Below are 12,963 nucleotides of genomic sequence, written 5' to 3'. Positions count from 1 at the left end.
CGAGCCCCGCACCTCTACGCACCGCCCACGCCCACCACCCCCAGCACCGCCGAGCTGCTGAGACGACGAGCTCCGACAGCCCGGCCGCGGTCCAATGGCGCACCGTCCGGTGTCGCATCGTGGCCGCATCACCGCACCGCTGACCAACAAGCGTGGCCTCCGAGCGGTCGATAGCCACCCGCTATCAGGTACCGATCTTGGACGGCCCGGCCCGCAGTTGGTTGCATCGCGGTGTGACCACATCCAGCGTCCACGGCCGGTACCGCGTCGAATCCGTCGAGTTCCCCAGCGGCGGAACGACGCTGCGCGGCAACCTGTACGTACCCGCGGACCTCGACGAGGCGTCCGGCGCCGTGCCGATCCTCGGCCCCTACTGCTACGTCAAGGAACAGGCCCCCGTCCAGTACGCCACCCGCCTCGCCGACGAGGGCTTCGTCGCGCTCGCCTTCGACGCCCGCCACCACGGCGCGAGCGAGGGCGAACCCCGCCGCTACGAGGACCCGCACACCAAGGTCGCCGACCTGCGCGCCGCCCTGGATTTCCTCACGACCCGGCCCGAGGTCGACCCGTCGCAGCTCGCCGCCGTCGGGGTCTGCGAGGGCTCCTCGGAGGTGTTGCGCGCCGCCGTTGACGACGACCGGCTGACCGCCGTGGCCACCATCAGCGGCCACTACCGCGACCACGGCAACGACATCGCACTGATGGGCGGGATGGCTCTGATGAACGGCGACGTCGAGACCGCCGAGATCGCCGACCGGCTCGAGGCCCGCCGCGCCCGCGGACAGGCCGCCCGCGCGCGGTTCGAGGCCACGGGGGAGGTGGAGTACCTACCGATCATCGACCCGGTGCGTACCGATGTCGCACTGCCCTGGAAGCCGATCTGGGACTGGTACCACGGCTGGGCCGACCGCGGGATCTGGGAGAACCGCTACGCCGTGATGAGCGACGAGCCCTACCTCGACTTCGAGTCGCTGTCCGCCGCCGAGGAACTCACCACCCCGCTGCTGATGGTGCACGCCGACAACAGCGACGGCCCCGACAGCGCGCGGCGCCACTTCGCCGCGGTCCGCGGCACCGACAAGCACCTCGCGTGGCAGGGCTCCAACGACCACTTCCAGTACTACGAGGATCCCGCGGTCATCGACACCGCCGTCGGGCTTGCCGCCGCATGGTTCCGGGACCACCGGTGACCGTCGCCGACCTCGATGCGCTGCAGGCCGCCGTGGACTCCCGGCCGCTGCTCGACACCTTCGCGCCGGTCCGCCGCGCCACCGAGTCGCACCGCCGCCGGCACGGCTGCTGGGCCTACTCCTACGCGGACGGCACCGTGCTCGGCGCCGTCGCGGCCCGGGTGCGGCCCGCCGCGGTGCTCGAGCTGGGCACTGCGCTGGGCTACACCGCGTGCTGGTGGGCCACCGGTGGCGGGCACGTCGACACCGTCGAGAACGATCCCGAGCACGTCCGGCTCGCCCGTGTGCAGATCGGGGGCGTCGGGCTGGCCGGGAGGGTCACCGTCCACGAGGGCGACTTCGACGCCGTCCTCCCGTCCCTGCCCGGGCCGTACGATCTCGCGTTCTTCGACGGCTACGCACCGAGCCCGGCGCTGCTCGCCCGGCTGCAGGCGCTGGTCACACCGGGCGGGCTGCTCGTCACCACCAACCTCGATCTCGGCACGGGCGACTTCCGCGGCGTGCTGTCCACCTCACCGGACTGGCGCACCCGTTTCCTCGACGGCGACACGGCCGCGAGCATCCGCGTCCAGGGCGAAGCGTGACGTCGTCACCGCAACCCGACCGGACCGCCGCGTCCGCGGTCCACGACCTCACGCACCGCGGACACCAGCGCCGCCGCATCGGCGCGCGGCACCTCGCCGCGGTGCACCGCGAGCAGCTCGAGCTGCTCGCCGTCCTCCATCGTTCCCGCGCACACGCCGGGCGGTACCGGGACCCAGGGCGAAGTGAACGTCCCGCCCACGCCCGCAGCCACCAGGGCCAGCTGACCGGACAGCGTGGTGGCCTCCGCGACGACGTGCACCCGCACCCCGCGTCGCTCGAACCGCGCCGCCATGTCCTCCCGGTACTGCCGGCTGGCCGAGGGCATGATCCACGCCAGGTCGTCGAGCGCCGACCACCGCCACGGTGACTCCTCGTCCGGAGCCAGCCGTCGCGGGAGCGCCACGGTGACCGGACGCCGGTCCAGGACCGTGGCCCGCAGCCCGTCGAGCGCGCCGGTCTCCGCGGTGCGGTAGCAGAACCCGACGTCCAGGTCCCCGGCCAGCAGCCCCTGGACCAGCACCCCGAGCGAGCTCTCCCGCAGCGTGGTCTCGACCCCGAGCGCCCGCACCCTCGACGACGCGGCCGCCACGGGGACGACGTACGAGGCCAGCGACGACAGCAACCCGACACGCAGGACCGCGCCCGACATGTGGGAGCGCGCGAAGTCCTCCACGGCGGCGTCGAGCTGGCGTACCGCGGGTCCCACTCGACGGACCAGATCCTCCCCGGCCGCGGTGAGCCGCACCCCGCGGCTGTCGCGCACGAACAGCAGGCAACCCGTCTGGCGCTCGAGCCGGGCGATCTGCTGGCTGACCGACGGCTGCGCGATGCGCAGCCGACGCGCGGCGCGCCCGAAATGGAGCGTGTCGGCCACCGCGAGGAAGATTCGCAGCCGGGCCAGGTTGACGTCCACGGTGTGGTCAGCCCGAGCCCGCGGGCTGCCGCCTGGACAGCCGGAGGAACGGGGTGAGTGCGACACCGAGGACGAGACCCATGGCGACCACGGCCGTCCCCACCTCGAGCACGCCCACGAGGAGGCCGCACACCAGCACCGCGGCGGCCATACCCAGCGCCGCGATGGGCCGGTGGCTGCCCACGGGCCAGGTCAGCCGGCGCAATCGGCTGATCACCAGCAGGAACACCGTCACCGGCGCGGCCACGGCGAGGCCGGTGTCGACGTCCGCCAGGTGCGCGTGGGGCTGCGCTGCCTGCACCGCAAACACGAACACGAACACGACGTAGGTGGCCACGATCCACGATCCGGGCAGAACGAGCCGGGCGATCCACAGCGCCTGCACCACGGCGATGTCCGCTGCGTAGCGCACGGCGGTCCGTCGCCCCTCCGGATGGTCGTGGGTGGCAGCAACCACTGCGCGATCCCGGGCACCCGCATCACGGCGTACCCGATGGTGACGACGCTGTAGTCGTCACCGTTCAGGGCCGCCGGCACACCGGCGGCAAGGATCAGCACCCCCGCCATCTGGACGAGGGTCAACAGCCGGTAGGGGACGTCGTCGGTGTCGTAGGCGGAGGCGAACCAGGTGACGTTCATCCAGGACCACCAGATCGCGAAGAACACCATCGCGTACCCGCCCAGAGTGCCGAGGTGGCCCTCCTCGAGCCCGCGTGCGAGCTGCGCGGCGGCCTGCGAGACGGCCACGACGAAGCAGAGATCGAACAGCAGCTCCAGCGGGGTCGACGTGCGGTGCTGCTCGTCCGGGTCGCGAGCCGGCATCGGTCGTCGCCAGGATGGCCTGGTCGCCTCGGCATGTCCCGTACTCATCGTTCCCATCCGGTGTCGTGTCGCCGTGCGGCGCGAGGTGGGTCCTTCGATCCAGCTTACGAATTGCCGCGAAACAGTGGCGCACGCCGATCGCGGTGACCATCCCGGCCGGGGCGTCGGAGGTGACCAGCCGGACCCCGGACAGGCCGCGGGCGGAGGGCGTCGGCGGCGGCGAAGGTGTGGGGCCCGGCGCGGGTGTCGAAGTCGCGGTGCCGATAACCGTTGCGGATGTCGGTCCGCTGCTCGGAGCGCCAGCCCCAGGCCGCCCCGCACACGGCGTCGGCATCGGCGTCGATGAGCTGCAGGAACCCGGTCTGTCGATAATGGACGGTGCGGTCATCGCGTGATCAGCCTCCTGAAGTTCTGTGAGAGTTCTCCAGAAGAAGATCCCGCGGTGGCCGCCCTGCTCGACGCTGTGCCGCCACCGGGCCGCCGCCCTTCTTCCGGTAGAGCTTGAGCTGCGCTCAAGCTCTGACAGGTGCCCAAACCAGCGGGAGAGCCGGTTCGTCAAGGGGATGCGGATGGCGATGGACAACCTGGTGGAACGGGTCGAGGCGGGCTCTCCCGGCGCCGACACGGGTTCGAAGCCGCCGGAGACCTGCTGATGTCGTTCTCGTCTTCGTCGATGTCCCCGGTCACCGCGTCCACGCGCCGCGAGCAGCGGCGTGCCGCCACCCTTGTTGACATCCGCACCGCCGCACGGACGCTGCTGGCCGAAGGGGGGCCCGACGCGGTGACGCTACGCGGCATCGCCGCTCGGCTCGGCATGGCCTCCGCAGGCGTGCACTACTACTACGCCTCACGCGACGAACTGCTCACGGCGCTGGTCATCGACGCCTTCGACGATCTCGCCCGGCTCACGGCCGGGGCCTCCTGCGGCCGCCGCACCCGGAAGCAGGCCTGGACCGAGGCCGCGGGCCTATCGTTCGCTGTCGAGCTGTGCCGTCCAGCTGCGGGGTACCGATCACCGTGGGCCGCGTTGCGGGGGACGGCCTGCCCGATTGACGCAAGCTCGTCGGAGCTCAGGGTTGCTGCGACCGCTTGAACGGCCTCCCCGAGACGCTTGCTGTTCTTGATGCCGATGACCGGAACGATGTCGTCGCCCTGCGCCGCGACCCAGGCGATGGCCAGTTGTCCGACGCTGACTCCGACGGCCTGGGCGATCGGTTCGAGCCTGGCCACGAGGTCTCGATTGTGCTTGAAGTTCCCGCCTTGGAAGCGGGGGCTCATCGAGCGGAAGTCGCCCTGCCCGAACGAGGCGGTACCGCCACCGATGAGCCCCCGCGACAGGACGCCGTAGGCGGTGACGCCGATGCCGAGTTCGCGGCAGACCGGCAGGATGTCGTCCTCGATGCCGCGGGTGAGCAACGAGTACTCGATCTGCAGATCCGTGATCGGGTGCACCGCTGCGGCCCGCCGGATGGTGTCGGCCCCGACCTCGGACAGCCCGATGTGGCGCACGTACCCCTTCTCGACCAGGTCGGCGATCGCGCCGACCGTGTCCTCGATGGGGACGTTCGGGTCGAGCCGGGCCGGACGGTAGATGTCGATGTGGTCGACCCCGAGGCGGACGAGTGAGTAGGACAGGAAGTTGCCGACCGCCTCCGGACGCCCGTCGAAGCCGCCCACGCCTCCGCCCGGCGGGCGCATCGCCCCGAACTTCACGCTGAGCGTGACGTGCTCGCGGTCGAGGTCGCGCAGCGCGCGCCCGACCAGCAGTTCGTTGTGCCCCATCCCGTAGAAGTCGCCGGTGTCGACGAGGGTCACCCCGGCGTCGAGCGCAGCACGGATCGTCGCGACGCTTTCGCTCTCGTCGGCCGGACCGTAAGCCCCGGACATGCCCATGCAGCCGAGGCCGATCGCGCCCACAGTGGGCCCGGTGCTGCCGAGTTGTCGTGTCGACAGGTGTGAGGTGGTCATGTCCTGAGCCTGCGCGGCCGGCGGCACGCGCGCCAGAGAGCCGTTATCGGGGGACGGGCCGTCCCTGGCTGTACCGGCGCCGCTCGGGGACCCTGGGCTCATGGACCGAGCCGCGCTCGCCGACCTGCTGCGCAACCGCCGCGAGCGGCTGACACCTGCCGACATCGGGCTGCCCCCCGGCATCCGGCGCCGCACGCCTGGCCTGCGCCGTGACGAGGTCGCGGGCCTCGCGGCGATCTCGACCGACTACTACACCCGTCTCGAGCAGCAGCGCGGCCCGCATCCCTCGGTTGACGTGCTGACCTCACTTGCACGCGCACTTCGATTCACCGACGACGAGCGTGACCATCTGTTCCACCTGGCCGGGCAGGCGCCGCCGTCACGGCACGTCGCGAGCGCGCATCTGAGCCCTGGGCTGCTGTATCTGCTCGACCGGCTCACCGACTGCCCGGCGATGGTCGTCGACGACCTCGGGGTCGTCCTGGCCCAGAACGCGATGTCGGTCGCGATCACCGGCGACATCTCGGCGCTGCGCGGACAGCACCGCTATTCCGCGTGGCGCTGGTTCTGCGTCCCCGGTTCCCGCGATCGCATTCCGCAGGAGGACTGGGACGCGCACTCCCGCACGCAGGTCGCGGACCTGCGTGCGACGCACGGCCGGCGCGGGGCCGACCCAGACGTCGGGCGGCTCGTGACCGACCTGAAGACCGGGTCGGCCGAGTTTGCCGGCCTGTGGGAGGTGCACGACGTGGGGGTACGGCGTGCCGACGCCAAACGCGTCGATCATCCAGAGGTCGGCGTGCTCGACCTGCTGTGCGAAACGCTGGTCAGCGCGGTGGGCGGCCAGACGGTCGTGGTGCTTCATCCGCGACCCGGCACCGGCACGCGCGAGAAGCTGGATCTGCTGCGCGTCATCGGCGTGCAGGATCTCGCCGTCGCACCCTGATCGATCTCAGCGCACCTTCGTCGACAGACGGACCTGGGTCGCGCGTCCATCACCGGCATGACGCAGCCTTCTCCCCACCCGTCGGTTGACCACAGCCGTGCAGCCGGGCCGGCTGTGCGGTGCAGGTCATGGGACGAGGCCGTGCATGAGCAGGTCGGCGACCTCGTCCAGGACGTCGACCAGGGCAGCCGGCTCCCCGACGCCGACCTGCTCCAGCAACGCCCACGACGGGGCGATGTTCGGGATCACGAACATGAGCAGCAGCGTCCACGTCGATCTCGACATCGGCCTGACGAGGCCGTGGTCCGACAGCGCCTTCAGCGCACCCAGTCCTTCGTCGAGCGCCGGCCCCAGGGCGGCGAGCAGCCGCTCCCGGCGCCGGGCAGCCCCGGGAGAGCGGTCGGTGAGGACCGCTGTGATCAGCCCACCGTTGTCCACGAGAGCGTTGACCCGGTGCCGCAACAGCGCCTCGAGCTGCGCCGGAGCCGGGGCGGGGTTGTCACACGCCCGTGTGAGAACGGCCGTTGACCGCCCCCGGGCCGCGTCCAGCCGCGGCACCATCACTTCGTCGATGACCGCCTCGAGGAGGGCCTCCTTGGTGCGGGCGTAGTGCTGGACGGCGGCCTGGCTGACCCCGAGCTCGCGAGCGAGAGCGCGCACGCTCATCGCGGCGTAACCCCGGCCGAAGGCGCGGGCGGCCGCCGTGAGCAGTCGAGCGCGGGTCAGGACCTCCGGATCGTCCTGGCGCGGCCGGCCGGCCGGCCGGCCGCGGGACGTGGATGGCTGCGACACAGCCGAATAATAGGTCATTCGACAGAATATTGTAGGCGGCCTACCGTCGCCGAGGACGACGACGAGGGAGCCGAACGTGCGCACACTGAACAGCCGGCAGTGGCACCTGCAACCGTCCCGGCTGCTGCCGCGGGACGCGATGCGCCGCGAGGGCCCGCTCCTGCCGATGATCGTCCTGCTCGTGGTCAACGTCGCCGGGACCGTCCGCAGCCTGATCCACATCTTCGCCCCGGACAGCGGCGCCCAGTCGATCGCCTCGATGGACGTGCACGTCGCGGGCGGGGCGAACATCGTCTTCCTGCTCGCGGAATGGGGCGGGGCCCAACTGCTGGAGGCGTTCCTCATCTGGCTCGTGCTGTGGCGCTACCGGGGTCTGGTACCGCTGATGCTGCTGGTGGTGACCGCGGAACTGGCGCTGCGACAGCTCGTCGGGTTCATCAAACCGGTGGTCAGCGCCTACCCACCGCCCGGCGGCGTCGCCGACCAGTTCCTGCTGCCGGTCGTCGCGATCGCCCTTCTCGCCTCGCTCCTCGTCCGGAGGAGCCGGTGACGCAGGCCCCGGGATGGATCGGCCGCCACCGGCGGATCCTCGCGATCGGCATCGCCGGCGCGCTCCTCGTCGCGATCGGCGCCGTCGTGGTCGTGCCTCGGCTGACCGGCCGAAAGGTGTACGACGACCTCTACGACGGCCGGCTGGTGGCGGCGGACTACTACACCGACCGGCCGGAGATCCTCTCCGCCGGGCTGGGGTTCGTCGGCATCATCGGGGTGCCCTCGCTCGACCGGGAATCGGTCCGCGCAGCCGGCGGAGCGTGGGCGGGACACCGCCGGCGTCGTCCCGAACGGGGAACGTGACGAGCGCCAGACGGTCGTCCTGTTCAGCCATTTCGGCAACCGGCAGACGACCGGGCCGGCCGCCGTGTACCCGGTCCGGCTGCAGATCGTGCCGACCGATCACCCCCTGACCCTGGCCGGCCCGACCGGCGACCGGTCGGCTGTGGGCCTGGAGGCGCACACGGATCACAGCGGCTACCGCATCGGGCCCACCCTGGTCGCCGCCAAACTCAACCGGGTCGACCCCGCACAGCCCGGCGAAGGCGGCGTCTTCGGCATCGGCGGCGCCGACCTGCCCAACGACGAGCCGCGCTCCACGGACCCGCCGCCACGTTCCGGCTCCGGCTGCTGACCACCGGAGGGTTCTCCCCCGACGGCGTACGCGGCCTGCGCCCCACCGGCTACGAGCACTACTTCCGGATACGGGCGATCGGCTCCGACGGAAATGCCGTCGAGCTGACCCGGACGGGACGGGGACAACCCCCGGCTCGCCGCCCGCGCCGGCCACCCTGGAGGACACACCGTCCCGTGCCGGGAACGAGAGAGACATCAGTGCCTCCCGACAACGCTGCGTGGCCGTGCCGTGGCCGTCAACCCCCTCGACTGGATCCTCCAGGCCACCGGCAACATCGTCTATCCCTGGATCACGTACCCCTTCGTCATCGGCTCCGACATCGCCGGTGAGGTCGTCGAGGTCAGCAGCGCCGTCACCCGCTTCCACCCAGGCGACCGCGTCCTCGCCCACGCGGTGGGCGCCGCCGGACGACGTGACGCCCGGGCGAGTCCGAGCAGCCGGACCCGACCGTCGCCGGCTGCGCGTTCGCGGACGATGTCGGCGGTGCCGTCGCCGGAATGGTCGTCCACGACGAGATACCCGAACCGGCTCTCGGACTGGGCCAGGACCGAGTCCATCGCCTCACCGATCCACGGCGCCACGTTGTGTGCCGGGGTGATGACGCTGACCAGGGGGCTGCTCACCCCGCTGATGCTGCCTTTCCGGGCGTCATCAAGCCACCCGGGATGGCGCATTATGCGCCGGTTCACCGAACCTCGGCGATCGCGAGAACCTTACGGGCTATTCATCATTAATCATTCACAGAACAGTACTTTGTCCTGGTTTATGCCGATATACGGATTGCCTGAAGGTGGCGACGCGGGTTCGGGGAAGCTGGGGCCTCGGGGATCGGTCAGTCCTGTGTGGACCTCGACAGGGCGGTTCCGGTTGTGGTTCGAGGACGTCGGGGATCGCGCGGAACGACTCCAGTGTTTCGCCGTCGAGCTTGCCGACCTGGAGATGGCCGAGTAGCGGGCATCGCCGTCTCTGCGTGGAGCCAGAAGGCGTCCTACGGGAGGCTGCAAGGGGTTTTCACTCACGTAGGGCTCCATGCAGAGCCGGCTGTCGTGCTGGTCAGCGAATAGCTCCACACGCGGAGGCGGTCGAGCGCACATTGCCATCGGCCTGGTATCGGGACGATCATGATCGGGCGTGGGGTACGGCCGTGCCGGATAGGGAGGCAACTGCTCGGCGCGGACGGTGCTGGCGGCTTTGCGGCTGGCGTAGAAGACAGTAAGAAGCCGGCGAGCGGGTCGGCCCACCCCAGTCCTGCGTGGCATTGACGATCAGCCCGGCCAGGAACGCAGCCGCGAGGATGGCGTCGACGGGTGACCCAGATCTCGGAGCGACAGCATCGCTGCGGATCCCGGTAGCGACATGACTGCGTCACCACTGTTTTGTAACACGCGATACGTTTTCACATGTGATGGACGAAGTGCAGTGGCTGGTGCTGCTGGTGCGAGTACCGGCGCAACCGTCGCGACACCGGGTTGCGGTGTGGCGGGAGCTCCGACGGGTGGGCGCGGTGTCGCTCGGGCAGGGCAGCTGGGCCGTGCCCGACGTGGCAGTGTTCGCCGATGGTGTCGCGCGGGCCGTGGAGCTGGCCGAGCGCGGCGATGGCGAGGTCGTGGTGCTGTCCGCTGCTGGGCGCCACGAGCGGGACGCGGCGCGTATGCGGGAGTTGTTCACTGTGGACCGGACGGCGGAATGGACCGAGTTCCTGGCCGACTGCGGCAAGTTCGACGCCGAGATCGACAAGGAGCTCCGGATCCAGAAGCTGACGATTGCCGAGCTGGAGGAGGAGGAACAGAGCCTGGAGCGGCTGCGGCGCTGGTACCGCGACATCCGGGCCCGCGACGTGTTCGGCGCCCCCCAGGCCGCGGACGCCGAGCAGCAGCTCAAGCACTGCGCCGAGCGCCTCGAGCACTACACCGAGCAGGTCTTCACCGCTCTGCACCAGATGTGACCCGCCACTACGGCGGGCAGGGAGACGAACTGTGAACGACCTGAACACGACACTGTTCCTGCTGATCAACCACTTCGCGCGGAACAGCGGATGGCTGCACGGGGCGGCGGTGCAGTACGCCTCCTACGGGCTGGTGCTGTTCGCGGCGCTGCTGCTGTGTGGGTGGTGGTCCGCACGCATCCGACCGAATACCGAGGCGATGACGGCAGCATTGTGGGCGCCGATCGGGATGCTGGTCGCGCTCGGGGTCAACCAGCTCGCGGTGGCCGCGGTTGCCGAGCCGCGCCCGTACGCGGTGCTGGATCACCCCCTGCTGCTGGTCGCCCCGACGGTCGATCCAGCGTTCCCGTCCGACCACGCGGTGATGGCCGGGGCGGTCGCGGCCGGGTTGTGGATGGTGTCGCGGCGTGTCGGTGGCGTGGCGACGGTCGCGGCCGTGCTGATGGCGACCGCTCGGGTCTACGTCGGAGCACACTGGCCCGGGGATGTGCTGGCCGGGCTGGTCCTGGGTGCCGTGGTGACGCTGATCGGCTACCGGCTCGTGTGCAGGCTGTTGGCCGCGCTCGTCGGCCGGTTGACCGCCACTGTGCTTCGGCCGCTGCTCACGACCATGCCGGACGCCGGATCGGCTGTGGTGTCTTGACCCCGCATCTGCCCGGAATCTTCGGGACACTGGCCCCGGTGCTGGACTCCTATGGCTACCTCGCCGTGGGCGGATTGCTGTTTGTCGAGGACTTCGGGGTCCCTGCCCCGGGGGAGACGATCCTGATCGCCGCCGCGGTCTACGCCGGCGCCGGGCAGCTCAACATCGTGCTCGTCGTACTGATCGCGTTCCTCGCCGCGCTGGCCGGGGACAACGTCGGGTTCGCCATCGGGCATTTCGGTGGCCGGGCGCTGGTGCTGCGATTCGGGCGCTACGTATTCCTCACCGACGACCGGCTGGACAAGGCGGAGGGGTTCTTCATGCGCCACGGCGGGAAGGTCGTGACGATCGCCCGTTTCGTCGGGGGGCTGCGCCAGGCCAACGGTATCGTCGCCGGGCTGGCGAAGATGCCGTGGCGGAGGTTCCTGGCGTTCAACGCCCTCGGTGCCGCGTTGTGGGTTGCCACCTGGAGCGCGGTCGGCTACTTCGCCGGGGACAACCTCACCGCCATCTACGACCAGCTGAAACGCTACGAGCTCTATCTCCTTGCTGCCCTCGGGGTGCTCGTCGTCGTCCTGATCGGACGATGGCTGTGGCGGCGCAACCGGCAGCGCCGGGCCACATGAGCAGCGGCGAGCAGCCAGAGGTCCCGTCTCCTGCGGTGGGGCGGGCGCGGTTACTGCCGTTGTACGCGGCGGGGTTCGTGACCGCGTTCGGCGCGCACAGCATCGCGGCCAGCCTCGGCGGGATCACCGGGCCCGAGCACGTGTCCTTGCTCGAGCTGGGACTGTTGCTGGCGGTCTACGACGGCGCGGAGGTACTGCTCAAACCGGTGTTCGGGTGGCTGGCCGACCGGATCGGACCGCGCCCGGTGCTGCTGGGCGGGCTGCTCGCGTTCGCGTTGGCCTCGGCCGCGTTCGTCCTGGCCGGCGCCAGTCCCGCCGCGGTCGGACTGGCCCGTTTCGGGCAGGGCGCCGCGGCGGCGGCCTTCTCCCCGGCTGCCGGTGCGATGGTCGCCCGGCTGACACCGCAGACCGGCCACGGTCGGGCGTTCGGCCGCTACGGAGCCTGGAAAGGCCTGGGGTACACCCTCGGGCCGCTGCTTGGCGGGGTTCTGATCAGCGTCGGGGGCTTCACCTTGCTGTTCACCACGCTGGCTGTGCTCGCCGTCGTCGTCGCGGTGTGGGCCGCGGTCGCGGTGCCGACGCTGCGGGCGCTGCCCCGGGCCCGCCAGACAGTGCTCGACCTGGTCCGCCGGCTGACCCAACCAGGTTTCCTGCGCCCCACGGTGGCGTTGGCGGCGACGACGGCGGCGCTGTCGGTGGGGGTCGGGTTCCTGCCCGTCCGCGGCGCTGTGGCCGGGCTGGGCCCGGTGGCCACCGGAGCGGTGGTGTCGGTGCTGGCGGCGGCGTCCGCGCTGGTGCAGCCGTGGGCGGGGCGGGCGCGGGACTCGGGGCGGCTGCCCGAGCGGGCCGGTATGGCCGGGGGGCTGGTGCTGTCCGCGGTCGGGTTCACCCTCGCCGCGGCCCTGCCCGGGGTGGTCGGGCTGCTCGGTGCCGCGCTCGCGGTCGGTGTGGGTGTCGGGGCGGTCACCCCGTTGGCGTTCGCCGCCCTCGCCGCATCCGCGCCTGCCGAACGGCTGGGGCAGACCATGGGCGCCGCGGAGGTCGGCCGCGAACTCGGCGACGCCGGCGGCCCGCTGCTGGTCGGCGCGGTGGCCGCGGTCGCGTCGCTGCCGCTCGGGCTCGGTGGCCTCGCTGCGCTGCTCGCCGCCGTCGGCGTGACCGTGGCCGCAACGGCGCCCAGCCGGGACCGCGGCTGACCCGCCGGCCCCTGGCCTCCGTCTTTCACCGGGGTTGGCGACACGCCGGGCTTGATCGCCGGATAGACGAGGCGCCCGCCGGCCCCTGGCCTCCGTCTTTCACCGGGGTTGGCGACACGCCGGGCTTGATCGCCGGATAGACGAGGCG

The 12,963-nt window shown here is 71.3% G+C and carries 14 protein-coding genes and 5 pseudogenes; 12 read left to right on the top strand and 7 right to left on the bottom strand.

Annotated elements, in window-relative coordinates:
* Positions 1-233 precede the first annotated feature (233 nt).
* Together BGP03_RS10735 and BGP03_RS10730 are read left to right on the top strand one after the other, a co-directional pair.
* Complete coding sequence (locus BGP03_RS10735) at positions 234-1,190, top strand: CocE/NonD family hydrolase (protein ID WP_296376698.1); 957 nt, start codon at positions 234-236, stop codon at positions 1,188-1,190.
* The gene (locus BGP03_RS10730; protein WP_298798408.1) at positions 1,187-1,774 is read left to right on the top strand and encodes a class I SAM-dependent methyltransferase; all 588 of its coding nucleotides are present in this window, start codon (positions 1,187-1,189) and stop codon (positions 1,772-1,774) included. Before BGP03_RS10735 ends, BGP03_RS10730 begins: the two co-directional genes overlap by 4 nt.
* A 5-nt stretch (positions 1,775-1,779) precedes the next feature.
* On the opposite strand, the gene BGP03_RS10725 is transcribed toward BGP03_RS10730, so the two are convergent.
* From BGP03_RS10725 to BGP03_RS10710, 4 genes and pseudogenes are all read right to left on the bottom strand, one after another.
* A complete protein-coding gene (locus tag BGP03_RS10725; protein ID WP_298798410.1) occupies positions 1,780-2,688 on the bottom strand; it encodes a LysR family transcriptional regulator in 909 nt (302 codons plus the stop codon).
* A gap of 7 nt (positions 2,689-2,695) precedes the next feature.
* Positions 2,696-3,100, bottom strand: a complete 405-nt coding sequence (locus BGP03_RS10720) for a hypothetical protein (protein ID WP_298798451.1) — start codon at positions 3,098-3,100, stop codon at positions 2,696-2,698.
* Positions 3,101-3,183: 83 nt separating this feature from the next.
* A pseudogene (locus tag BGP03_RS10715) lies at positions 3,184-3,510 on the bottom strand (low temperature requirement protein A); the annotation flags it as partial.
* 233 nt (positions 3,511-3,743) lie between these two features.
* Positions 3,744-3,857, bottom strand: a pseudogene (locus BGP03_RS10710) (transposase); the annotation flags it as partial.
* A gap of 305 nt (positions 3,858-4,162) precedes the next feature.
* Here BGP03_RS10710 and BGP03_RS35860 point away from each other — a divergent pair.
* Positions 4,163-4,324, top strand: a pseudogene (locus BGP03_RS35860) (TetR/AcrR family transcriptional regulator); the annotation flags it as partial.
* 26 nt (positions 4,325-4,350) lie between these two features.
* On the opposite strand, the gene BGP03_RS10705 reads toward BGP03_RS35860, so the two are convergent.
* On the bottom strand, positions 4,351-5,478 hold the full coding sequence (locus tag BGP03_RS10705) for an aldo/keto reductase (protein ID WP_298798412.1): 1,128 nt from the start codon (positions 5,476-5,478) through the stop codon (positions 4,351-4,353).
* A 100-nt stretch (positions 5,479-5,578) separates the two neighbouring features.
* On the opposite strand from BGP03_RS10705, the gene BGP03_RS10700 reads away from it, so the two are divergent.
* Entirely contained in the window at positions 5,579-6,424 is an 846-nt protein-coding gene (locus BGP03_RS10700) for a helix-turn-helix transcriptional regulator (RefSeq protein WP_296376708.1), read from the top strand.
* 126 nt (positions 6,425-6,550) lie between these two features.
* On the opposite strand, the gene BGP03_RS10695 is transcribed toward BGP03_RS10700, so the two are convergent.
* Complete coding sequence (locus tag BGP03_RS10695; RefSeq protein ID WP_296376711.1) at positions 6,551-7,216, bottom strand: TetR/AcrR family transcriptional regulator; 666 nt, start codon at positions 7,214-7,216, stop codon at positions 6,551-6,553.
* Between the two features lie 76 nt (positions 7,217-7,292).
* On the opposite strand from BGP03_RS10695, the gene BGP03_RS10690 reads away from it, so the two are divergent.
* From BGP03_RS10690 to BGP03_RS35855, 4 genes and pseudogenes are all read left to right on the top strand, one after another.
* Complete coding sequence (locus BGP03_RS10690; RefSeq protein WP_296376713.1) at positions 7,293-7,766, top strand: hypothetical protein; 474 nt, start codon at positions 7,293-7,295, stop codon at positions 7,764-7,766.
* Complete coding sequence (locus tag BGP03_RS10685) at positions 7,763-8,071, top strand: hypothetical protein (RefSeq protein ID WP_296376714.1); 309 nt, start codon at positions 7,763-7,765, stop codon at positions 8,069-8,071. Before BGP03_RS10690 ends, BGP03_RS10685 begins: the two co-directional genes overlap by 4 nt.
* 88 nt (positions 8,072-8,159) lie before the next feature.
* Positions 8,160-8,402, top strand: coding sequence for a hypothetical protein (locus BGP03_RS10680; protein ID WP_298798415.1), 243 nt, complete (start codon positions 8,160-8,162; stop codon positions 8,400-8,402).
* Positions 8,403-8,633: 231 nt separating this feature from the next.
* A pseudogene (locus BGP03_RS35855) lies at positions 8,634-8,747 on the top strand (oxidoreductase); the annotation flags it as partial.
* Positions 8,748-8,839: 92 nt separating this feature from the next.
* Here the strand turns inward: BGP03_RS35855 and BGP03_RS35850 are convergent.
* Positions 8,840-9,079 (bottom strand): annotated as a pseudogene (locus BGP03_RS35850) (glycosyltransferase); the annotation flags it as partial.
* 731 nt (positions 9,080-9,810) lie between these two features.
* Between BGP03_RS35850 and BGP03_RS10670 the strand changes: the two are divergent.
* The 4 genes from BGP03_RS10670 to BGP03_RS10655 are packed head-to-tail and all read left to right on the top strand — an operon-like array spanning position 9,811 to position 12,815.
* Positions 9,811-10,350 (top strand): Chromate resistance protein ChrB, encoded by a 540-nt coding sequence (locus BGP03_RS10670; RefSeq protein WP_296376720.1) that lies wholly within the window; start codon positions 9,811-9,813, stop codon positions 10,348-10,350.
* Between the two features lie 31 nt (positions 10,351-10,381).
* Complete coding sequence (locus tag BGP03_RS10665; RefSeq protein WP_296376722.1) at positions 10,382-10,993, top strand: phosphatase PAP2 family protein; 612 nt, start codon at positions 10,382-10,384, stop codon at positions 10,991-10,993.
* A gap of 38 nt (positions 10,994-11,031) precedes the next feature.
* Positions 11,032-11,619, top strand: a complete 588-nt coding sequence (locus tag BGP03_RS10660) for a DedA family protein (protein ID WP_298798446.1) — start codon at positions 11,032-11,034, stop codon at positions 11,617-11,619.
* Complete coding sequence (locus BGP03_RS10655) at positions 11,616-12,815, top strand: MFS transporter (RefSeq protein WP_298798448.1); 1,200 nt, start codon at positions 11,616-11,618, stop codon at positions 12,813-12,815. Before BGP03_RS10660 ends, BGP03_RS10655 begins: the two co-directional genes overlap by 4 nt.
* Positions 12,816-12,963: the final 148 nt, after the last annotated feature.

It is taken from the genome of Pseudonocardia sp. 73-21 (genome assembly GCF_001899645.1).
Taxonomy (GTDB): domain Bacteria; phylum Actinomycetota; class Actinomycetes; order Mycobacteriales; family Pseudonocardiaceae; genus Pseudonocardia.
This window is presented reverse-complemented; position numbering and strand designations above follow the sequence as displayed.